Genomic DNA, 21,955 nt, shown 5'->3' on the forward strand with positions numbered 1-21,955 from the left:
ATCCATTTCTTTAATTACGAACGGGTTTCTTTAAAAACAAAAGGCATGACTCCGGTAGAATACCGAAATCATGCCATGACAGCTTAATTGTTTAATTTTGTCTAACTTTTTTATTGCACTTCAAAATGTAATCCGGCTTTTTTAATTTGAAGCATAGTTTTTTCCAGTCTTTTCACAATTGTATCCGATTTATTTTTATCAAGCTGCATGCTGGCAAAATTGGAGCATGAAAAGCTGAAACAACAATTCAGGATCTTGATCCGTCGACTTAAGGCGTTTTTCAACCTTTACCAAACCAAGGTATGCATTTTTTAAATCTTCCTGTTGAAATCTTTGGACGGTTCTCAAAGCCAATTTGACACGATAAGGATGGATTTTTAAAGAAGTTGTAATACTTCCTTGAGAGAAACCATGCCTTTTTAATATGGAAACTTGCAAAAGCAGTCTGAACTGCCCAATTAAAATCGCATTGATCGCAATCGGTTCTTCTTTTGAAAGCAGCAAATCGTGATACATCTCAATCGACTTTTGAGTATTCCTACTCAAAACAAGCGAAACCAAGTCGAAAACATTTTGCTCCAGACTCCTTGAAATCATTCGATCTGCTTCAGCTTCTGAGATAACTTGTTCATCCTTGCAAAGAAGAATCAGCTTATCAAGCTCGTTCATTGCCAATGATATCTCTGCATTAGTACGTTCCATCAAAGTATCAAAAGCTTTTGGCTCAATTGACAAACCATTTTTCTTAAGACGTTGATTGATTATTTGGCGTACTTGTATTTCCTTCAATGGTTGATTTTCAACCACATCTGCGACTTTTTTCAATGTTTTGACGACTTTTTTGCGTTCATCAAGTTTTTCATAAGGAGCAATAAACACAAGAGTCGTTGTTTCAAGCGGATATTCCAAATACTTCAATAATCCGTCAATATCATGCTCAACTTTGTTCTTCTTTTTTTCTCCGGTTAAAAAATACGGATTATTGACGATGACGATTCTTCGATCTCCAAAAAAGGGCACCGACATCGCATCGTTCAATGCAGATGCCAAGGGGGTTTCTTCCATATCGTAAATGCTTGAATTAAATTCTTTTTCCTGAGGAGAAAGTTTTCCAAGCAAAGCATTCTTAATCTCCTCTGAACAGTATCTTTCTTTGCCTAAAATAAGGTAGATTGAACCTATCTTATCATTTTTAATTTGATTCATAACTTCTGCAACTGTTGACAATTTATCACTTCCTTTATTGTTTTTGGCGAAATATCCTTGCTTGATTATCTGCCGCGTTAGTTCTTGCAATCTTTATTTTTTTGAATTGTGTCGCAAAGGCTACCTTAACGGCAAGTTAAGTCGACTTGCTGTACCATCACCGTACACACATATATACGGCATCTCCCCAAAACTTTTCCTTAGTTTGATCATTCCGCAATTTGCGGTTGATAAATATGGAACTCCGTTATTGTTTAGCGTTTCCAACGTTTCCTGATTTGGATGGCCGTAACGATTATTCCTACCACATGAAATTATCGCAATCCCAGGGTTCATTTTCCTGACAAACTCTGGTGACGTTGAAGTCTTGCTTCCGTGATGCCCTGTTTTTAAGATGTCTGCATTTATTTCCGGATACTTTGTGATAACTTCTTTTTCCCCTACTTGAGGCAAATCGCCCGTGAAAATACACTTAATACCGTTAAAATCGTACCACAAAACCAACGAATCGTCATTGGTCCCTTGACCGCTTTCAAACGGATGAAGCAATCTTAAATCATTATCAACGCCATCATCTTGAGTCGTAACGCCAATAACGTTTTCAAGATCAATTGTCGATTCTTCAAGTCTTTTTTTGAAACTTTCAAGATTTTCCATCCCTTTAGGAACAATTACCTGTTTGATTTCGATAGTCTGGCTTATGCTAGGAAAATTAGCAACATGGTCAGCATCCTGGTGAGTCAGATAAAGACGGTCAATCTTTTTGATTCCTTTGCTTAACAAGTAGTTGGCTACAATCGTTTCTCCATTCGTGCGTCCCTTTCGCTTTTGCCACTTCTGAGTATTAAAGCTGACTTTTCCGCCAGTATCAATCATGATGACTTCTCTATTAAACTGACTTCTGATTAAAGTACAGTCTCCTTGGCCGATATCAAAATACACAATCTCAGATGAAGGCGGAAAATGGATTGCCAAAAACATCGCACAATAGCACGTAAACATTACAATCCACAGTTTCAGTCCGTTTTTTTGAGTTTCAGTCATCACAGCTAAAAACAGCACTATTAAAACGAATGTCAAAGAAGGTTTCCCGAATACGATATTTCCTGGAAGCCTAGACAAAAATTGCAAAAAATTCGAAATCGTTCTGAGAATCAAAGCACACGGTCTCGATAAAAAATGACCGGGGATAATGACGCCCAAAACAGTCGCAGGCAAAATCATGCACTCAAAAAGCGGCAAAATCATCAATGAAAACAAACATGTAAAAAGATTCCATTGATACGTCTGATACAAAATTATCGGCAGACTGAGAAGATTGATTTTCAAACTCGCCGCTATCTGATTTTCATCTTGCCGCAAAATGATTGCGAGCGTTAACAAATAGCTCAACTGAGTTCCAAAACTCAGCAGAAGTTTGGGGCATGACATCAGATTGATTAAAAGAACAAATGACCATGCGGTTAACGATGTCAATTTAATCTTCAATAATCGATTACAACCAATCACCAGAACATTCATCATGACTGCTCTGATAAGACTGGGAGACCCTCCTCCGACAAAGATAAAACACGGTAGCACGATCAGATTTAACAACTGTCCCGTTTCATAGTCGATACCAAACTTTTGAACGAATCTACACAAAAAGTTTGACAGATAAAAAACATGCATCCCTGATAGACAAAAAATATACAGCAGTCCCAACTTTTTGATTGATGAATAAACGTCTGACAAATCATCGGTTCGCATTCCCAACAACAAAATCATCGCATACCAATCAAGCGGTTCGGGCAGTTTCTGAAAAGAAAGCGCACATTTTTTTCTGAAATCGTGCAAAAACAAAACCGGTCCAAAAGATTGGAAGTTTTCAACCCTTTGCACGCTGCCCCAATCCTTGATGAAAGCAGATAAGAAGATGTTTTGTGATTGACAATACTTTCGATAGTCAAATTCGTTTTCGTTCGTTGGCTGATTGACAGGAGAAATATCGGCTTGACATTCAATCGTAAAAGAATCATCAATTGACTTAAGCTCTTTTTGCTGTTCCTTATTTTTTAAAAATGCAGTCAATTTTAATTTTTCACGCTTTTCAATCCAAAAAGCATCACACTTCATCATGTTTCCGTCAACCGCTATTTTATCTGCATAAATCAAAAAATGTTGGGCTGAATTCACCTGACAGGTTTTGATGACTTCGTGATAATTACGTTGCCATTGCTCAAACCTGAAGGCAAAAATAAAACAGCTCAAAAGACATAACAACAAAGTCCGCTTGTTTCCAAGTACGATGATCCTTATGATTAAAAGAGCTAAGACAACCCACCAAATCCGGTTTTCTCCAGCAATCGCAAAACTTGTCACAGCCAGACACAAAGCGATGAAAAAACTTTTAATTTCCGTTCTTATTCATCCGATTCAATTCTTCTCAAAACTGCATCAAGGTTTTCTAGATCAACTTCAACTTGTTCAATTTCAACATTCTTCAATTTTAATAACTTAACCGCATAAGGGTCATTGTGATAATTACGCAGATAGTAGATTTTTTTTATCCCTGCCTGAAGGAGCATCTTCGTACACTGAAGACACGGAAAATCAGTTACGTAAATAACAGCTCCGTCAGTTCCGATGCCAAATTTAGCACACTGCAAAACTGCATTCATTTCAGCATGAATTGTTCTTACGCAATGACCGCCAACTACGTAGCATCCTTCATCAAGACAATGAACGTCCCCTGACACGGATCCATTATAACCGCCTGCTATGATACGATTGTCGCGAACCAAAATTGCTCCCACTGCCAATCTGGTGCACGTGCTCCGCAAAGAAAGCAAAATTGCCTGCAACATAAAATATTGATTCCATGAAATCCTCTCTTGTGCCATTTTCTACACCTCATCTATCATTAATCTTACTATTCATTATATCAAAGCAACCAAAAAGAAAGTAATCTTTTTGAGATTGCACGTCCTTAAACCGTTATTTGTGATGAAATTTTTTCGAATGTTTTATCTCCGATGCCTGAAACGTTTTTCAAATCATCAATTGTTTTAAAGTTTCCGTTCTGCTGACGATACGCAATGATTTCGTCAGCTTTTTTATCTCCGATGCCCGTCAATTGCATCAATTGCTCCTTGCTTGCAGTATTGAGATTAATTTTACCATCATTTCCGCCTTGATCTTGGCTTGTCGAATCAGTTTGCGTCTGAGCAGAAGATATCTTTTCAGCTGCGGAATTCGCTTCATTTTGATTGCTTTTGCCATCAGAACCAGAAACTCCGACCATATTTTCAATCGGAGAACTTTCTCCGAATTTGGGAATATAGATTACCATCTGATCTTCAAGCTTATGCGCGAAATTGATTTGAGTCGTATCGGCTCCTTCAAGCGGTCCGCCGGCGAGGCTCAAAACGTCCCCCACTCTTTTTCCGTTCGGAACTTTATATACACCAGGATGCTTGATTGCTCCTTTAACGTCAACATAGATATAATCAGAATTTACCGAATTTGTTGCTGAAATAGTCGAAGCACTTGACCAGTTTGCGGAAAAACTGCTCAAAGCACTCTTTGACTGGCTGTCCATTGAAAATTTCGTCTGATTGCTTAGCAATGAACAAAGATCAGGAATCAGCAGACTTCCTCCAATAGTTGCCAAAACAGCCAAAGCCACCATTAATTTTTTGTGTTCTTCCAAAAAATCTTTCAACTGCTCAAAAAAATCCATCTTGTCACCTCCCTATTATTAAGGGCGCAAAAAGATGGAATTTTTTTCTTTAATTTCTAATTAATTTTATTTTTTTCAAGATATCTTACGGCATCATCAAAAGTTCTTACAGGAACGATTTTCATTTTAGTCTTGATTTTTTTAGCAGCGGAAACGGCTTCTTGATAATTTGTCTTTGCGTTTTTATCATACTCTTTTTCAGCCTTGGAAACAGGGTTATTTGGCGCAAAGAAAATTTTTGCTCCCGCTTTTGAGCTGGAAACGACCTTTTTATCAATTCCACCGATATCGCCGACGCTTCCGTCAGAATTCATTGTCCCAGTTCCTGCTATTTTTTGCCCTTGTCGTAAATTCAATCCCGTCACCTGCTGATATATCGCTAGAGTCATCATCAAACCTGCCGATGGGCCTCCGATTCCCTCCATATCGGCAGAAACCTTGATTGGTGACGAAACCTCAGTCCTGTCAGCTAACGTAATCCCGATTCCTGCTCGATGAACGCTGTCTAACATAATTGTTTGCCCCTTTGCCTGCTTAGGCTTTCCGTTATGAAGGTAAGTCACGGTGATTTCTTTTCCGCTTCTATATTTTGAAATCAACTTGATAAATTCTTGCGAACTGTTATAATGTTTTCCGTCTATAGCGGTCACAACGTCTCCGATTTGTAATTTGTTCTTGAAATTAGAATTTTTTGCAACCGACATGACATACATTCCGACGTATTTTCTTGATACCTGTTTGCCTGCTTTTTTCAAAGCAACATATTGTGCTTCGTTAACCGCATCATCCATATAATATTGCTGAACCATGTCGTACTCTTTTGCATTTGAGTCGCCAAGCAATTCTGATTTTGAAAGACGATCCGTAAAGGGCATGAAAAAACTTGCTAAAAAACTTGCCGGGGATGCCTGACATATTGAAACATAGACCAGCATGTATTTTCCCTTTTGCTTGTCTTTTTTACCGTCAATTTTAATATAGTCAGAAATGCTTTCAGCAGATCCTGGCATTTCAAGATAATATGGAACGGGCATAAACAAGAATGCCTGCAATAAAACAATTGCTGCAAAAATCAGCATGATTTTGGTTCTTATCTTCTTGTTCTTTGCCATTGCGATTAAACCTCTTTCAGCTTATTTTTCAATGCCAACGCAGTTTTTTCCGGAACTAAACCGCACAGGTCTCCTCCGAATCCAGCGACTTCTTTAATCATGCTTGACGAAACGAAACCATATTTTTCATCCGTCGTCAAAAGAATCGTTTCAATCTCAGGTGCCAGGTGACGATTCATCGACGCAATCGATTTTTCATACTCAAAATCGACAGCATTTCTGACTCCGCGAACAATCCCGCAAGCTCCCAGTCTTCGCGCAGCATCAACCGTCAACTCATGGGGTGATGATATGACTGAAACATTTCCCAAAGCTTTGATTTCATCTTCAATCAGCAATTTCCGTTCCTCAAAAGAAAACAACGTTTTTTTGCTTGTATTTTCAGCAAGCAAGACAATGACTTCATCAAACATTTTGCTTGAACGCACGATCAAATCAAGATGGCCGTTCGTCAAAGGATCAAACGTTCCCGGAAATATGACCTTCATGCTGTTCACCTCCGAGATAACGATAAAATGTTAATTCGGTAATCCCATAATCTGATTTTTTGATAAATTCATACCCCGTGAGTTCTTCGGGAAGATTTGCCTCTTGATCCGTTTCACAAATTATCAAAGCACCTTTATTCAAAAGCCTTAATTCAAAAATTTCACCCAAGAGCTTGACTATTTCTTGTTTTTTATATGGCGGATCCAAAAAAACATAGTCAAAACGCTTTGATTCTTTTGCAAGCTTAAAAATAACCTTATTCGTATCGCCCTTAATTATACGAAACTTTTCTTTTGACTTGGTTACTTCAATATTTTCATTAATCGTTTTGATTGCCTGATACTGTCGATCAATCAGCGTTGCGGAATCAGCTCCGCGTGATACTGCTTCAATGCTCAAACCTCCGCTTCCGCCAAACAAATCTAAAACGTTTCCTCCATTTAAATATGGCCCAATAATATTGAACATTGATTCTTTAACTTTATCCGTTGTCGGGCGAGTCTTCATCCCGGGTACGGCTTTCAAACGTCTGCCACCAAATTCACCTGCTACAACTCTCATACGATTCTACCTGCTTCGTTATTTTTTTCGCAATCTTCCTCAGTCTGTTTGAATCCAGAATCGAGATTGCTTTCGTACTCCGTTCTCAAATTTGGGCGCTCTGACAATTCAACGCCTTTGACAAAGCGAAGTTTCTCAATTTTTTTAACATTTTCCGAAACGTCTGCCGAATCCATATACAAAACGACATACTTCATTCTGCGAGAAACATAGCTGATCGTACCGAATCTGCGAAGCTGTTTGCTTTGTTTGAGGTGATAAAGATAGACAAAGACGCCTTGACGACTCTTGATTTCAAATTCCAAAATAATCACTTCCTAATTCTCGACCACAATAACAACCAAAGTTTTTCTGAAAACCACGCTGATTTTTTCCGTCTTTGAGTCGCTTAAAGTTTTCCAAATATTTTCGTATAAATTATTATCAGTATAAAATAACGTATTTGTCAAGATTGGACCCGCAATGTACACACGATAATCGCTAGAAACATCCGCATCCTTCATAAGGTCTTTCGAAATATTTTTGGGAACACGATAAAATATCCGTGTATTTTCAAAAGTTTCCGCTCTAATCAGCCGATATTCTTCAAATTCTTTTTTGCTTAGATACTTTCTGGGATTAGCTTCAAGACTATTCATCAAATCCAGTGCCACACATTCGGCATTGTAATCATACTCTACCGGAACGTTTCCTTCTTGCAATCGTTTGACGTTCAACTGACTGATCAGATCTTTGCTGAAATCACCATCATGTTTTTCCCAGTTAATTTTGCTGACATATCTCGACGGTAACGGCGTTTTTGAAAGAACCCTGTAATATTTTCCTCTCAGAAGCTCATTTTTGTCAAGATAATGAATCGCATAGATGACCTTCTTTTTTCTCGGCGTGAAATCAAGAATTGCATAACTGCCATTATCAAACGATACCAAAGGATGATTATTTAAATCATATTCTGAAAGTTCAATTTGTGCCGTTTGTTCGTTAACGTCAAATGCAAAGTTAGCATAAAGCGTTGTCTTCTTCAAAACCTGCTCCATGCTCATCCCAACGCTGAGCTGTTGCCCTAGCTTAGCACTTAATTCAATAATGTCGCAGACTTTTTTTGTATATTTATCGATTCCGACCCTCAAATAATCATTTTGATTAACATCATAATTCCACCACTCAACACCTTCAATTGAATCAATTTTTTCGTCCGGTTCTCCGAATTTATCCTTAAAATAAGAATTTGACACGCCGATATAGCGTGCCAAACCCTCTGTATGAAGCGATTGAATCTTTGGAGACGTCAAGTTTCTGATTCTTGATCGCTCAGTTTTTTCATGTCCTCCGTCTGATGAATCAAACAGAGCTGCGGCATAACTAATCATTAAAACTGCCGAAAAAACAAGCATAAATCTCAAAAGAAGCCTTTTCATCCGCAAAACCTTCTGCTTATTTTACTGGTTCCAGTTCCATCAAAAGATCCTGACTTTGCAAAAGATCTCCAGCTTTGACATAAATATGAGTGACTTTGCCATCATGCGGCGCCTTGATCGTAGTTTCCATTTTCATGGCTTCCGTGACAATCAAAGGCTCGCCTTTTTTGACAACTTGATTCTTCTCAACAAGAACCTCCGTTACAGACCCGCTGAGCGTTGCGCCGATGTGATTGGAATTCGTCGGCTCTGCCTTCGGAATCGCCTTGACTTTTGCCTTCTTGCTCTTATCGTGCACGATAATCCGCAAATTTTGCCCATTAAGCGAAAAGAAGACAACGCGATTTCCGTCTTCGTCAGCATCAGAAATCGAATCAAGCCGAATGATTACTGAACGTCCTGGTGCAAAATCGACATGGATCGTCTCGCCCTGACGCATCCCTTGATAAAAGACTGTCGTTGCCAACGAATGCATCGAACCAAATTTTTCAGAATTTTGGTTATAGGTCAAGAAAACATCCGGGTACAAAACATAACTCAAGACTTCTTCTTCACTTGCTTCGCGTCTGATCTTTTGTTCCAGCTCAGACTTAACGGCCTTAAAATCGACAGGCTCTGCCAAACTTCCCGGGCGAACCGTAATCGGCTTCTTGCCTTTCAAAACAACCTCTTGCAGTTTCTTAGGGAAACCACCGTATGGTTGGCCTAATCCGCCAGCAAAAAAGTTCACGACGGAAGCAGGAAAGTCAAGAACCTTGCCGCGTTCAAGAATATTATTCTTATCAAGATTGTTTTGAATCATGAAGATTGCACAATCACCGACAACTTTTGAACTAGGCGTAACCTTGACAATATCGCCTAAAAGTTTGTTCACTTCGCGATATTTTGCCTTAACAAGATCAAAATCCTCGATTCCGAGAGCCAAAGCCTGTTGTTTCAGATTCGAGTATTGACCGCCAGGCATTTCTGTTTGATAAATATCCGGCTGAGGAGCGTTGATTCCGTTCATGAAATCTTGATAAAACGGCTTGATCCCGGCCCAATATTTATTGACCTTTTCAAGATTTTCCATGTCAAGCTGCGGTTGGCGAACATCGCCCTCCAATGCATAATACAGGCTCCCCATGCTTGGCTGACTCGTTGTTCCCGAAAGAGCGCTTGCCGCAACGTCAACGACGTCTACGCCAGCCTTTGTTGCAGCAATGTATGTCGGTATGCCGTTGCCGGTCGTATCGTGAGTGTGCAAATGAATAGGAACGTCAACTTCCTCTTTCAAGGCAGAAACAAGCTCGAAAGCCGCCTTTGGTTTGAGAAGTCCCGCCATATCTTTGATGCCGATAATATGAGAACCGCAATCAACAAGCTGTTTTGCCAAATGCTTATAGTAATCAAGCGTATATTTTGTCTCTTCTTTGCTCAAAACGTCACCGGTATAGCACATCGTTCCTTCGGCAATCTTTCCGGCATCCCGGACGTACTTGAGCGGATTTTCCATCTGTTCGACCCAATTCAGGCTGTCAAAAACGCGGAAAACATCGATGCCATCTTCTGCACTTTTTTCGATAAAAGCCTTAAGAACGTTGTCAGGATAATTTTTGTAGCCGACTGCGTTAGAACCGCGCAAAAGCATTTGCAACAACGTATGCGGCATCTTTTTGCGCATCAATTTCAAACGTTCCCAAGGATCTTCGTTCAAGAAACGATATGCAACGTCAAACGTCGCACCGCCCCAACATTCTGCAGAAAAGACGTGCGGGAACGCTTTGTCGTAAACATCAATTACGGGAGCCATGTCTTTAGTCCTCATTCTTGTGGCAAACAGGCTTTGATGAGCATCACGCATCGAAGTATCGGTCAGGAGAACCCGATTTTGATCCTTGACCCACTGCATTGCAGCCTCTGCGCCTTCCGCATCAAAAACAGATTTGGCATTCACGACACCTTCTTCAATGTTGAGCTTATCTACAAATTTGATATCCGGAACAAAAAGCTTATCATGCCGCGTTACGCCTGGGAAACCATTGACCGTGACTTCACCGATATATTTAAGCAATTGATTGTTCGTGTTGTTGCTCTTCTTGATTTTGAACAGTTCCGGCGTATTGTCGATAAAAGTAGTATGTGCTGCCCCGGCTCTAAAGACAGGATTGTTGATAACATTGCGCATAAATTCGATATTTGTTTTGACGCCCCTGATTCTGAATTCGCCAAGGACGCGATCCATCTTATCGACGGCTTCTCCAAAGGTTTTTGCCTGAACGCAAACCTTGACCAGCAACGAATCGAAATAAGGAGTGATAACGGCACCAGCATAGGCATTCCCACCGTCGAGACGAACTCCGAACCCGCCTGGTGAACGATATGTTTCAATCTTGCCGGTATCCGGCATAAAGTTGTTTTCCGAATCTTCAGTAGTTATGCGACATTGAATGGCACAACCTCGATACTCCATGTCTTCTTGCTTCGGCAAATGAAGGTCTTTGAACAAATCCTTCCCCGCCGCAACCAAAATCTGAGACTGTACCAAATCGATTTCGGTAATCATTTCAGTAATCGTATGCTCAACCTGAATCCGCGGATTGACTTCGATGAAATAAAACGCATCATCCGTAACCAAAAATTCGACCGTTCCTGCATTTTGATAATGAATGCTCTTTGCCAAACGAACTGCAGCATCACAAATTTCTTTGCGTCGGTCATCAGAAAGAACAATGCTTGGTGCAAATTCGATAACCTTTTGATGGCGCCTTTGAACTGAACAATCTCGTTCAAACAAATGCAAAACATTGCCATGCTTGTCACCCAAGATTTGGACTTCAATATGCTTCGGATTTTCGAGATATTTTTCAACGTAAAGCTCGTCATCGCCAAACGACTGCTTTGCTTCCGAACGTGCCCGATTGTATGCATCAGGCAATTCATCATCGCTGTTGACGACGCGCATGCCACGACCACCGCCGCCCATTGCGGCTTTGACCATAATAGGATAGCCGTATTTATGCGCAAAATTCTGAACTTCTTCCAATGATTTTACCGGATTTTCAGTGCCCGGAATGGTTTCAAGCCCTGCAGCATGAGCAACTTCTTTTGCCTCAACCTTGTCGCCGAACATTTGGAGCTGCCTAACCGTTGGCCCGATAAATATAATGCCTGCATCTTCACATTTTTGTGCAAACTCTTCATTTTCAGACAAGAAACCGTAACCGGGATGAATGGCATCAGCCCCGGTCATCTTGGCAATTCTGATGATGTCATCCATATCAAGATAGGCATCAATCGGTTTTTTGCCGGCACCGACCAAATAAGCTTCATCGGCTCTAAAACGATGAACACCATACTCATCTTCTTTTGCATAGATTGCAACTGTTTTGAGATGGAGTTCATGACACGCGCGGATAATGCGAATCGCAATTTCTCCACGGTTAGCAATCAAGATTTTCTTCATCGATAACACCACTTTCAAAAAATTTAAATTAAATAATTTACATAACTTCTAAATCTTTCTGTCTCCTTCGATCTTTTTGCTTTGCTGATATCATCAGCACAAAACCCAAGCAAGCAGAAAGAATCCATACGCTGGATCCGCCATATGAAACAAACGGCAACGTCACCCCCGTGATTGGTACTAACCCGCAGACGGCTCCAATATTTAAAAATGACTGAGTAAAAAATAACGTTGCCGTTCCGTAGCAAATCAGTCTGTAATACAATTCATTTTCTTTTGCGCCGATGACAATGATTCGGATAATCAAAGTTGCCAGGGCTATCAGAATAACCAGAACCCCGATAAAACCAAGCTCTTCAGCTGTCACCGAAAGGACAAAATCAGTATAGGACTCGGGCAGATAGCCTCTTTTTTGAATGCCATTGCCGATTCCTAGCCCGAAAATTCCGCCATTGCTGATGGCAACGTACGAATTGACCAACTGTTTGCCTGAAGTCGCAACATGCCCAAACGGATCCTGATAGCCTATGAATCTTTGAATCGCGTAAGAATGAATGTTTTCTTTCATCCATGAAACAACGCTGTCCGCCTTAAGCAAAAACAACCCCATCATTACAATTAAAGAGGAAAAAACGAAAAACAAGATGTTGTTAACCTTTCCTTTTTTTCCAGAACAAAGAAAAGACACTGCAAACAAGACGAGCACAATTGAAAAATTGATGCAAAATCCGCCAAAATCAGGTTCAAAAATAATCAGCATTCCAATGACAAGCAGCGTGACAATGACGGAAGAAAGATAAAACTTATTGCCTATCTTTTTACTTCTGTGTCTTTTATTCAGTTCCCTTGAAAGCCACAAAACCATCATAAATTTGCAAACCTCTGAAGGCTGAACGCTGACTATTCCTAAGCTGATCCATGCTCTGGCGCCATTGACCGGAGCCGTGAAAAACAAAACATATATCAGCAAAAAAATCGTGATAAATTTCAACAAATTGGTCCCTAACTTCTTCAATCCATTTTCCCTGAGTACCAAAATTCCAAACATTATCAGCAGTCCTACAAAGTCAAAGATGACCTGGCGCTTAAAATACGAAGTGGTGCTTGCGTTTGAATATGCCAAATTGGTCGAACTTGCAGAATAGACCATCAAAACCCCGATTATGCACAAGACGATGGTGGGGATCACAATCAAACAATCACAATTTACAAAGGCTCTTTTTAAACGAGAACTAAATTTCATCATTCATTCCGACCTTCTTGACCTCTAAACGCCTCATCACGAATATCATCCAAGTCGTCTTCAAGTTCGCGAATCATTTTCTTTCCGTCTGCAAGCGTCAAAAAACCGCATGAGACCGCAAAATGCACCTCACAAGTGAAACCATAGATTCTTGTGTCAGCAACTTCTTCAAATGCCGGGCATTCCGTCAAACATAAAAAACTGCGTTGCTTTTTAAGCAAATACCGAATATTATCAGCATCTTTTTGGAGATTTTCCAGTGCTTTCTGTTTTGAAACAGTTTCACTCATTATATTTCCTCCTATATCCGAATTATATCATAAATGAGCCTTGATATGTTATTCTCAAACAAGTTATTTGATATTTTATCAAATCAATCAAGCCATTTTAAACAAAAAATCCATCCCGTTTTAATTATCCTTGTTTAAATAATAAAAAGCAAGTTTAATCAGTATGCAAAATTACAAATCCGTTTCATTTTGCCAAAGCCGATCCAGTGTTTTAGAAATAGAAAAAGTCTCGCTGATCAACGAACAGCGAGACTTGGCAAGACGAAACATCTTGTTTTTTTATTCTTGTGTCTGACGTGCTGCTTTCTTTGCAGCCTTTTCACGCGCATTTGTCTCAAGGATACGTTTGCGAAGACGAATGGATTCCGGAGTAATTTCCAAAAGTTCGTCTTCATTCAAGAACTCAAGCGACTCTTCCAAAGTTAAATGAGTCGGTTTCTTAATCGTAGCAGTTTGATCCTTATTTGAAGAACGAACATTTGTCATGTTCTTGCCTTTCGTAACGTTAACGGAAATATCGCGTTCACGAGAAGATTGACCAACGATCATTCCTTCATAAACTTCCGTACCCGGATCAACAAAAATCGTTCCGCGACCTTCAACACCCATGATAGCATAAGTGGTTGCTTTGCCTTGGTTGATTGAAACGAGCGCACCATTGCGACGACCCGGTTCCCAATTGCGAATAACCGGCTTGTATTCGGAAAAAGTATGATTCAAAATACCATACCCGCGAGTCATTGACAGGAATTGTGAATCATATCCGATCAAACCACGCGTCGGTGTTGAGAATTCCAAACGCGTCGTGCCATTTTGGCTAGGTTCCATATTAAGCATTTCGCCTTTGCGTTGTGCCATCGAATCGATGACGGAACCAGAATATTCATCAGGCGTATCGATAATGACGCTTTCGAACGGTTCGCAAAGCTTTCCATCAATCTCACGATAAATAACCTTAGGACGAGACACTGCCAATTCAAAACCTTCACGACGAAGCATTTCAATCAAAATCGACAAATGCAGTTCACCACGACCCGAAACGGTCCATGCGTCAGGAGAATCGGTATCTTCAACACGCAGCGAAACGTCGGTATGAAGCTGAACTTTCAAGCGATCTTCAAGCTTGCGAGCCGTAACGGAATCGCCCTCACGTCCAACAAATGGGGAATCATTCGTCATAAACGTCATTTGAAGAGTAGGCGGATCAATCCTCAGAAGCGGTAATGCTTCAGGATGATCTACAGGGCAAACCGTTTCCCCGACAAAAATATCATCCATTCCGGAAACGGCAATCAAGTCCCCAGCTTTTGCTTCTTGGATTTCCAAACGTTGCAGTCCAAAGAAACCAAACAGCTTGGTTACACGGAAATTCTTTTGTGTTCCGTCAAGCTTCATAACCGTAACCTGATCGCCGACCTTGATTCTGCCGCGGAAAACGCGGCCGATGCCGATACGACCTACAAACTCATTGTAATCAAGCATTGCCACTTGGAATTGCAATGGTTCATCAGAATTGTCGACCGGTGCAGGAATCGTATCCAAGATTGTATTAAAAATCGGATCCATCGTGTGTTCCTGCTTAGCCGGATCAGGATCAAACGAGGTCGTTCCGTTCATGGCAGATGCATAGATAACAGGGAAATCAAGCTGATCTTCATCAGCACCCAATTCAATGAACAGATCCAGAACTTCATCAACGACTTCTTCAGGACGAGCACCGGGACGATCGATTTTGTTAATGATAACGATTGGTGTCAAATGTTGTTCCAAAGCTTTCTTCAAAACAAAACGCGTTTGAGGCATGGTACCTTCAAAAGCATCAACGATAAGCAAAACGCCATCAACCATCTTCATGATACGTTCTACTTCACCGCCAAAATCGGCGTGACCGGGCGTATCCAAAATGTTGATTTGTTTTCCCTTATACTTGACAGCAGTATTTTTGGAAAGGATCGTGATACCGCGTTCCTTTTCAATATCGTTAGAATCCATTGCACGATCGCTAATTTCCGTGTGTGAATCCAAAGTATCGGACTGTTTCAACAATTCATTGACTAACGTTGTCTTACCATGATCGACATGGGCAATAATCGCAACGTTGCGAATATCATCACGTGTTTCCAAAGTTTTTTCTTCCTTTCAAACGGTATGCTCAAAAAATGTCTTCAGGAAACCACCTGTTCCGTTTTCATTTTATTCAAGAAAAAAGAAAAACATTTTCATAACGTGGCATACAAAAACTGTGACTCACTGCCACAGCTCCAAATCAACTATTCATCAATTTGATAATACCCTGATGTGCATTTTTCGTCGCTACTAATACATCACTTGATGATAGCATATCAAGTGACTCCTCGTCAATCGTTTTCACAACTAAACCCAGCGTCTCCGCCAATATTTTTCCGGCAGCATAGTCCCACGGGCGCAAATGCGAGAGATATGAAACGTTCTTTCCGGTCAAAACATGAATAAATTCAATCCCTGAACTGCCATAAATTCTAACGCCAAGACTTTTTTTCGCAGCGCTTTGAACGTTGCGGTAATTGCTCAGCAACATTTTGCCGCCCACTCCGAACAATCCCTCCTCCAAAGGAAGATTTTTCGGAGGTTCCACCTTTTGATCATTGCAAAATACACCGCATTCGGGTCCTCCCCAGTAAAGTTTGTCCTCTGTCACGTCTAGAATATATCCGAGTTTTTCAATACCGTTTTCACAAACGGCAATCATGCTTGCAAAATGATCGTGCTGCTTGACGAAATTCATTGTCCCGTCGATCGGATCGATTATCCAAAGCAGTCCTTTAAAATTATCAAGATCTTTGTCGGCCTCCCCTTCTTCACCCAGTATCTTAGAATTCGGAAACGTTTCTCTGATACGATCGACGTAAAATTTTTCAATGAACTTATCGACATTGGTGACCAAATCGCACCGACTTGTTTTTTCTTCAACGCAAAGTTCCTTAGTACGACCCTCTAAAATTATTTTGCGCGCTTGCTTCATCCATTTTTGAACGCAGACATTGATTTTTTCCCACTGCAATAAGATCACCTCCGTTTATATTTTAAATTTTCTTTATCATTTTCAAGCACGAATCGGACGGAACGATAGATTGAAAAGCCCGATTCTTTTTCATACCGTGAATCAAGCTGCTTTTGAGCCGCTTTTGAAGGCTCGATTTCGCAGAATCTTCCGTAAAGCTTCATAAAATCTGCTCGCTTGATTCCGACCGTATTGAGTTTTTCAACCGCTTCGTAAAACGCTGAAACGTCAATGATTTCTTGCGTTGACCATTCCGGCATTAACGGATAGCTGAAGCTTCCCTTCTCTTGATTCATTCAGTTCACCACCTTTTCAGCAAGGATCCAACAAGATACGTCTCATTTATCCTTAAGAATATAATCAGTACATTATAACACATCATGTCCAGAAAAAAACGCTGCAAAAAAATGAAATCTAAATTGAAAATGTGCTAAACTGTAATGTAGAAAATAAATTGGAGGGATTAATTTTGCTAACAATGGATGATATTATCCGCGAAGGCCACCCTACGTTGCGTGCGCGTGCGGAAAAAATTGCTTTCCCGTTATCTGATGAAGATTTGAAATTGGCTCATGATCTGATGGAATTTCTCGAAAACAGCCAAGACGAAAAAATCGCAAAAAAATACAAGCTTCGCGCTGGAGTCGGACTTGCGGCTCCGCAAGTTGACGCATCAAAGAGAATGACCGCTGTTTTGGTTCCGGACGAAGAAGGAAAACCGCCGTTTTTTAAGCATGTTTTGGTAAATCCGACCATTTTGAGCGAATCCGTTCAGATGGCAGCACTTTCGGAAGGAGAAGGCTGCCTTTCCGTTGATCGTGAAGTTCCTGGATATGTTCCTCGTCATGAAAGAATCAAACTTCGTTGGTATGACCTTGACGGAAATGAGCATGTCGAACGTCTGCGCGATTATACTGCAATCGTTGTCCAACACGAAATAGATCATTTAAACGGCATCATGTTTTATGACCATATCAATCAAGAAAACCCGTTCTTTAAGCCGAACGATTTGGTCTTGCTTTAAAAATTTTCAGACTGGAACAGAAGTTTCAGTCTTTTTCACTTTTCGTAATGTCGTGCAAATAATCAACCGTTGCTTGATTGATGACATGTGAAATATCAATATGAAGAACCCCTGCAAAAGTCCAAATATCAGAAACCACGAAGCACGGAAGTCCGTTCAGCCCCTTAAGTTTGTTTCTTTCAGCATACTCATTCAATGCCTCAGCCAGCTTGTTTCTTATTGCGTCAAGTTCATTTGTCTTGACCTTAGGAGCGTCAAGGGAGTATTCAAAGGCCATGACGCCTTTTCCCCAAATATCGGAAATCATTTCCGCTTTATGGGTCTCCTTTGCATTTTTACCGTCAAATTCAGGGACGCAAATCATCGCGATTGTTTCTTTGAATGCTTGATTGGTAATCTCAAGACTGGCATTTTGCATAATCGTAAGCGCTTTGTTTCTTCTGATTCTAAAAACAGCGAATACGATTGCAAAAATCAATAGGCACAAGCCGATAATCGCAATCATCATCATCACTTTCCTTCCACGATAATTATACCTCATTCTTCTTGATCTTTTCAGCATATAGCTGACAATATAGCTGACATTTCCTTCTTAGAAGATTGCTTTGTATACTTAAGAATTAAAATATGGTAGAATAGTGGTAACTGTTGAAAAACAATCAATGTTCGGAAAGCTGATTTTTTGCAATGCCTTTTGGCAAATATTTAACCACTAAGGAGATTTACAATGATTTTTAAAGTATATTATCAACCAACAAAACGGATCAATCCTCGTCGCGAAAACACGGAAGTATTGTATCTTGAAGCTGCTTCTGAACCAGAGGCGCGAATTCTCGTTGAGTCGAATACGGATCATAACGTTGAATTCATTGAACAACTTGACGAAGCTGCCTTGGAATACGAAAAGAACAGCCCCAACTACAAAATAACGGAGTTTTAATAAATGAAAAAACTCAATGTCAAAAATAATGAGACTGCCGTTTTTGCACTCGGCGGCCTTGGAGAAATCGGGAAAAACACCTATGGCATTCAATTTCAGGACGAAATAATCGTTGTTGATGCTGGCATCAAATTTCCCGAAGACGATCTTTTGGGTATCGACTACGTCATTCCAAATTATCAATATTTAGTTGCAAACCAGCAAAAAATTAAAGCTTTGGTTATCACCCATGGTCACGAAGATCATATCGGCGGTATCCCCTACTTACTTCAACAAGTTAACGTTCCTGTCTACGCTGGTCCGCTTGCGCTTGCATTGATCAAAAGCAAGCTTGAAGAACACGGATTGCTTAAAACAACGGAGCTTCACGAAATAAACGAAGATACTGTTTTGAGATTCCGGAAGACAAGCGTTTCGTTTTTCAGAACGACTCACTCTATTCCGGACACTTTGGGAGCAGCAATCAAGACCCCTTCAGGAACAATTGTTTGCACAGGCGACTATAAATTCGATTTGACACCGATTACAAATCAGCCGCCTAACCTGCAGAAGATGGCGAAATTGGGCGAAGAAGGCGTTTTGTGTCTGCTTTCCGATAGTACTAACGCTGAAATTCCCAATTTTACAAAATCAGAACGTTGGGTCGGAAAATCAATTAAACGCATCTTCGAAAAAGTCGAAGGTCGAATCATTTTTGCAACTTTTGCATCAAACATCTCACGTATACAACAGGCCGCTGACGCTGCCGTCAACAAGGGTCGTAAAATTGCCGTCTTCGGAAGAAGCATGGAGGCGGCAATCGTCAACGGTCGCGAACTCGGCTACCTTAATATTCCGGAAGATGCGATTGTTGATGCAAGGGAAATCAACAGCCTTCCGGCAAACAAGGTCATGATTCTTTGCACCGGCTCCCAAGGTGAACCGATGGCTGCGTTGAGTCGCATTGCAAATGGTACTCACAGACAGGTTTCAATCCAGCCGGGGGATACGGTTGTCTTCTCAAGTTCACCGATCCCGGGAAACACGCTTAGCGTCAACAAGGTTATCAATGAGCTTGAAGAAGCCGGCGCAACCGTTATCCACGGCAAAGTGAACAATATTCACGCATCAGGACACGGCGGACAAGAAGAACAAAAGCTGATGCTTCGCTTGATGAAACCCAAATTCTTCATGCCGGTTCATGGCGAATATCGCATGCTTAAAATTCATACGCGCCTGGCACAAAATTGCGACGTTCCAAAGGAGAACTGCTATATTCTTGAAAATGGCGATGTCTTGGCTTTGACGCATGATTCAGCCAGAATTGCCGGTCACTTCAATGCTGATGATGTCTATATCGACGGTTCCGGCATCGGGGACATCGGCAACGTTGTTTTGAGAGATCGCCGAATTCTGTCTGAAGAAGGACTTGTTGTCGTTGTTGCCACGATTGACATGAAGAATCGCGAGGTATTGTCGGGACCGGATTTATTGTCACGCGGTTTCATCTATATGCGTGAATCAGGCGAATTGATCAACAAAGGTCGTAAACAAGTTTTCCGTTCAATCAAACGAACCTTGAAGAATGAGAAAATTTCAGAGACTATGCTCAAAGATGCCATCGTATCTGATTTGCAGTCATTCTTATTTGAGCAGACAGAGCGGCATCCTTTGATTATCCCGATGCTCGTTACCGTTTAAAATATTGGAGGAGCCTAACTTTTTGGCTCCTTCTTTTGTTTCTTGATAAACTTAGCATAAAGTTAACTTGTATAAGTTACATTTTTGGTATAAAATTTTTAGAAGAACGTTCGAATGGAGGAAAGAATGGTGAAGACATTTTTCATCATCGTCAATAATCAAGCCTCTAACGGTTTAAAAGCCGATGTTTGGCAAAATATCAGGACGCGGCTTGATTCGCGAAAGATTTCATATATCTTCCGTAAAACAAAACAGGTTGGAAACGCTAAGTCTCTGACCAAACGATATGTTTCTCATCTTACCAAAGAAGAAGCTGATGAAACCGTTGTTATCGTCATTGGCGGTGACGGAACTCTGACCGAAGTTCTCAACGGAATCAAAGAGACTCCTTATAAACACGTTCCGCTTGCCTTCATTCCCATCGGTGAAAACAACGGCTTTGCTCAAGGAATAGGCATTGCATCAAATCCGATGACTGCTTTGGAGCAAATTCTTTCAGCAACCGAACCCGTCTATTATGATATAGGCGAGTACACGGAAACAACACACCAAAGTCACGGCTACTTTTTTAATGACTTCGGAATCGGCCTTGATGCATTTGTAATCAGTTTAAATACGCAGGCACATAAACATAAGCGCTTGCAAAAAATCTTGAATAAATTTCATCTCAAATTTCTCGCTTACATTGTCAGTGCGCTTGAAGCTCTAATCAACCAAGAGTCTTTCTCAGCAACAATCAGAATCGGTGAAAAATACGAATTTTTCAAACATGTTGCATTCGTCAACGTTGCCAATCATCCTTACTTTGATAACGGCATCGTTTTATCTCCGACCGCAAACGTCAATGATCATAAACTTGACCTGCTCATTGCTGATAATCTCGGTTTCTTCAAGTTTATTATTCTGGCAATTTCGATTTACTTCAAAAAGCAATTAAAACTGCCATATTTGCACCACTATAAGAGCGATCAGATTCACCTTATCATCAATTCCCTTGAATTTGGTCAAATCGATGGCGAAGAAATCGGAAACGAATACTTTGACATCTTCTACAAAACATCACAATACCCTTTTTGGATGAACATTTCCAGCGTTTCTCCAGCAAAAAGGAGATAAGAAAGACGAACCGGCTTTCAATCATCAGAAAATCGGTTCGTCTTTTTTATTTTTGAGAATTTTTATATCGCCCTCGAGCACAAAAAATAAGCACTAAAACCAACCATAGCCAAGTAATTGACCGATCTGTAGATGATCGGCAAATCAGATCCGTGACTTTTAGTAAGCCATACGAATAATTGCAAATAAGTCACAACAGCAAGAGATATTACCGGAAGAACCCATCCGGCCACGACATTGCCTTTTCCGGAAATAAGATATCTCCTACAACAGCAATTATATACATATTAGAAAATAAATCTCCCATGCTCAATCCCCCTAATCATAGATGCTCGTAAAGTTCGTAAACCAAAATTATGCATTGGTTTATGATGATTGTTTTTAATAGATGCTCTTTTATAATACCTGTCTACATCGCAATATGTAAGCGTTAAAATATCAAGGACAGATTCGCTTGACATTAAAAAAATCAGCAAAAAAGGCACTTTGTCCATGAATTTGAGGGAGATCTTGGATAGATTGGTGAACAGTACTGCCGCTTGAAAAAATAGTTTTTATTCATTGGAAATTAAAAAAGTAAGCGGTCGTTAAATAAGCGTTCTTCATAAACCTCCGATGTCTTGGTATGCTTTAAACATCAAGTATATCGGAGGTTTAAATATGAAATTGG

Annotated in this window: 21 protein-coding genes; 5 read left to right on the forward strand and 16 right to left on the reverse strand. The window is 40.4% G+C overall.

Translation table 11 applies throughout. The features are described 5' to 3' along the window. Complete coding sequence (locus BMZ95_RS08995; protein ID WP_225357377.1) at positions 1-87, forward strand: IS3 family transposase; 87 nt, start codon at positions 1-3, stop codon at positions 85-87. A gap of 111 nt (positions 88-198) precedes the next feature. Here the strand turns inward: BMZ95_RS08995 and holA are convergent, their stop codons facing one another. The 15 genes from holA to BMZ95_RS09070 form a co-directional block, all read right to left on the reverse strand. Beyond that, positions 199-1,227 (reverse strand): DNA polymerase III subunit delta, encoded by a 1,029-nt coding sequence (holA, locus tag BMZ95_RS09000; RefSeq protein WP_404802671.1) that lies wholly within the window; start codon positions 1,225-1,227, stop codon positions 199-201. A 99-nt stretch (positions 1,228-1,326) separates the two neighbouring features. Next, positions 1,327-3,324, reverse strand: coding sequence for a DNA internalization-related competence protein ComEC/Rec2 (locus tag BMZ95_RS09005; protein ID WP_225354914.1), 1,998 nt, complete (start codon positions 3,322-3,324; stop codon positions 1,327-1,329). A 284-nt stretch (positions 3,325-3,608) separates the two neighbouring features. Then, positions 3,609-4,088, reverse strand: a complete 480-nt coding sequence (locus tag BMZ95_RS09010) for a ComE operon protein 2 (RefSeq protein ID WP_046922243.1) — start codon at positions 4,086-4,088, stop codon at positions 3,609-3,611. 86 nt (positions 4,089-4,174) lie between these two features. Further along, positions 4,175-4,927, reverse strand: a complete 753-nt coding sequence (locus BMZ95_RS09015) for a helix-hairpin-helix domain-containing protein (protein ID WP_014073690.1) — start codon at positions 4,925-4,927, stop codon at positions 4,175-4,177. Positions 4,928-4,983: 56 nt separating this feature from the next. Beyond that, positions 4,984-6,039 (reverse strand): SepM family pheromone-processing serine protease, encoded by a 1,056-nt coding sequence (locus BMZ95_RS09020; protein ID WP_046922244.1) that lies wholly within the window; start codon positions 6,037-6,039, stop codon positions 4,984-4,986. A gap of 5 nt (positions 6,040-6,044) precedes the next feature. Then, positions 6,045-6,527, reverse strand: a complete 483-nt coding sequence (coaD, locus tag BMZ95_RS09025; protein WP_014073692.1) for a pantetheine-phosphate adenylyltransferase — start codon at positions 6,525-6,527, stop codon at positions 6,045-6,047. Beyond that, entirely contained in the window at positions 6,499-7,089 is a 591-nt protein-coding gene (gene rsmD, locus BMZ95_RS09030) for a 16S rRNA (guanine(966)-N(2))-methyltransferase RsmD (RefSeq protein ID WP_003694312.1), read from the reverse strand. Before rsmD ends, coaD begins: the two co-directional genes overlap by 29 nt. Then, positions 7,086-7,403 (reverse strand): YlbG family protein, encoded by a 318-nt coding sequence (locus tag BMZ95_RS09035; protein WP_003694314.1) that lies wholly within the window; start codon positions 7,401-7,403, stop codon positions 7,086-7,088. The genes rsmD and BMZ95_RS09035 overlap by 4 nt, the downstream gene beginning before the upstream one ends. A 3-nt stretch (positions 7,404-7,406) precedes the next feature. Beyond that, on the reverse strand, positions 7,407-8,507 hold the full coding sequence (locus BMZ95_RS09040) for a CAP-associated domain-containing protein (protein WP_014073694.1): 1,101 nt from the start codon (positions 8,505-8,507) through the stop codon (positions 7,407-7,409). Positions 8,508-8,523: 16 nt separating this feature from the next. Next, positions 8,524-11,952: a pyruvate carboxylase gene (locus BMZ95_RS09045; RefSeq protein WP_014073695.1), complete on the reverse strand. Its 3,429-nt coding sequence runs from the start codon at positions 11,950-11,952 to the stop codon at positions 8,524-8,526. 37 nt (positions 11,953-11,989) lie between these two features. Next, entirely contained in the window at positions 11,990-13,198 is a 1,209-nt protein-coding gene (locus BMZ95_RS09050; RefSeq protein WP_014073696.1) for an FtsW/RodA/SpoVE family cell cycle protein, read from the reverse strand. After that, positions 13,195-13,485, reverse strand: coding sequence for a DUF1507 family protein (locus tag BMZ95_RS09055; RefSeq protein WP_046920867.1), 291 nt, complete (start codon positions 13,483-13,485; stop codon positions 13,195-13,197). The genes BMZ95_RS09050 and BMZ95_RS09055 overlap by 4 nt, the downstream gene beginning before the upstream one ends. Positions 13,486-13,764: 279 nt before the next feature. Then, a complete protein-coding gene (gene typA, locus BMZ95_RS09060) occupies positions 13,765-15,609 on the reverse strand; it encodes a translational GTPase TypA (protein ID WP_014073698.1) in 1,845 nt (614 codons plus the stop codon). 142 nt (positions 15,610-15,751) lie between these two features. Then, complete coding sequence (locus tag BMZ95_RS09065) at positions 15,752-16,534, reverse strand: inositol monophosphatase family protein (RefSeq protein WP_014073699.1); 783 nt, start codon at positions 16,532-16,534, stop codon at positions 15,752-15,754. Beyond that, on the reverse strand, positions 16,531-16,821 hold the full coding sequence (locus tag BMZ95_RS09070) for a UPF0223 family protein (RefSeq protein ID WP_003694332.1): 291 nt from the start codon (positions 16,819-16,821) through the stop codon (positions 16,531-16,533). The genes BMZ95_RS09065 and BMZ95_RS09070 overlap by 4 nt, the downstream gene beginning before the upstream one ends. 173 nt (positions 16,822-16,994) lie before the next feature. On the opposite strand from BMZ95_RS09070, the gene def reads away from it, so the two are divergent. Continuing rightward, the gene (def, locus tag BMZ95_RS09075; protein ID WP_014073701.1) at positions 16,995-17,549 is read left to right on the forward strand and encodes a peptide deformylase; all 555 of its coding nucleotides are present in this window, start codon (positions 16,995-16,997) and stop codon (positions 17,547-17,549) included. A 25-nt stretch (positions 17,550-17,574) separates the two neighbouring features. Here def and BMZ95_RS09080 read toward each other — a convergent pair whose 3' ends face one another. Continuing rightward, entirely contained in the window at positions 17,575-18,060 is a 486-nt protein-coding gene (locus tag BMZ95_RS09080) for a hypothetical protein (RefSeq protein WP_225357375.1), read from the reverse strand. 216 nt (positions 18,061-18,276) lie between these two features. On the opposite strand from BMZ95_RS09080, the gene BMZ95_RS09085 reads away from it, so the two are divergent. From BMZ95_RS09085 to BMZ95_RS09095, 3 genes are all read left to right on the forward strand, one after another. Then, positions 18,277-18,489, forward strand: coding sequence for a DNA-directed RNA polymerase subunit epsilon (locus BMZ95_RS09085; RefSeq protein WP_003694336.1), 213 nt, complete (start codon positions 18,277-18,279; stop codon positions 18,487-18,489). 3 nt (positions 18,490-18,492) lie between these two features. Further along, positions 18,493-20,169 carry a ribonuclease J1 gene (gene rnjA, locus BMZ95_RS09090; protein WP_046922245.1) on the forward strand — a complete coding sequence of 559 codons (1,677 nt, stop codon included), beginning with the start codon at positions 18,493-18,495 and terminating at the stop codon, positions 20,167-20,169. A 126-nt stretch (positions 20,170-20,295) separates the two neighbouring features. Beyond that, on the forward strand, positions 20,296-21,285 hold the full coding sequence (locus tag BMZ95_RS09095; RefSeq protein WP_225354913.1) for a diacylglycerol/lipid kinase family protein: 990 nt from the start codon (positions 20,296-20,298) through the stop codon (positions 21,283-21,285). Positions 21,286-21,955: the final 670 nt, after the last annotated feature.

It is taken from the genome of Ligilactobacillus ruminis DSM 20403 = NBRC 102161 (assembly GCF_900113455.1).
Classification (GTDB): Bacteria; Bacillota; Bacilli; order Lactobacillales; family Lactobacillaceae; genus Ligilactobacillus; species Ligilactobacillus ruminis.

What these genes read in the sequence shown, in the direction of transcription:
- BMZ95_RS09080 (WP_225357375.1), bottom strand. Translation starts at nt 18,060, where the DNA reads ATGATGATGATTGCGATTATCGGCTTGTGCCTATTGATTTTTGCAATC.
- BMZ95_RS09085 (WP_003694336.1), top strand. Translation starts at nt 18,277, where the DNA reads ATGATTTTTAAAGTATATTATCAACCAACAAAACGGATCAATCCTCGT.
- rsmD (WP_003694312.1), bottom strand. Translation starts at nt 7,089, where the DNA reads ATGAGAGTTGTAGCAGGTGAATTTGGTGGCAGACGTTTGAAAGCCGTA.
- BMZ95_RS09045 (WP_014073695.1), bottom strand. Translation starts at nt 11,952, where the DNA reads ATGAAGAAAATCTTGATTGCTAACCGTGGAGAAATTGCGATTCGCATT.
- rnjA (WP_046922245.1), top strand. Translation starts at nt 18,493, where the DNA reads ATGAAAAAACTCAATGTCAAAAATAATGAGACTGCCGTTTTTGCACTC.
- BMZ95_RS09020 (WP_046922244.1), bottom strand. Translation starts at nt 6,039, where the DNA reads ATGGCAAAGAACAAGAAGATAAGAACCAAAATCATGCTGATTTTTGCA.
- BMZ95_RS09015 (WP_014073690.1), bottom strand. Translation starts at nt 4,927, where the DNA reads ATGGATTTTTTTGAGCAGTTGAAAGATTTTTTGGAAGAACACAAAAAA.
- BMZ95_RS09040 (WP_014073694.1), bottom strand. Translation starts at nt 8,507, where the DNA reads ATGAAAAGGCTTCTTTTGAGATTTATGCTTGTTTTTTCGGCAGTTTTA.
- BMZ95_RS09010 (WP_046922243.1), bottom strand. Translation starts at nt 4,088, where the DNA reads ATGGCACAAGAGAGGATTTCATGGAATCAATATTTTATGTTGCAGGCA.
- BMZ95_RS09070 (WP_003694332.1), bottom strand. Translation starts at nt 16,821, where the DNA reads ATGAATCAAGAGAAGGGAAGCTTCAGCTATCCGTTAATGCCGGAATGG.
- coaD (WP_014073692.1), bottom strand. Translation starts at nt 6,527, where the DNA reads ATGAAGGTCATATTTCCGGGAACGTTTGATCCTTTGACGAACGGCCAT.
- BMZ95_RS09055 (WP_046920867.1), bottom strand. Translation starts at nt 13,485, where the DNA reads ATGAGTGAAACTGTTTCAAAACAGAAAGCACTGGAAAATCTCCAAAAA.
- BMZ95_RS09005 (WP_225354914.1), bottom strand. Translation starts at nt 3,324, where the DNA reads ATGATGAAGTGTGATGCTTTTTGGATTGAAAAGCGTGAAAAATTAAAA.
- BMZ95_RS09050 (WP_014073696.1), bottom strand. Translation starts at nt 13,198, where the DNA reads ATGATGAAATTTAGTTCTCGTTTAAAAAGAGCCTTTGTAAATTGTGAT.
- BMZ95_RS09095 (WP_225354913.1), top strand. Translation starts at nt 20,296, where the DNA reads ATGGTGAAGACATTTTTCATCATCGTCAATAATCAAGCCTCTAACGGT.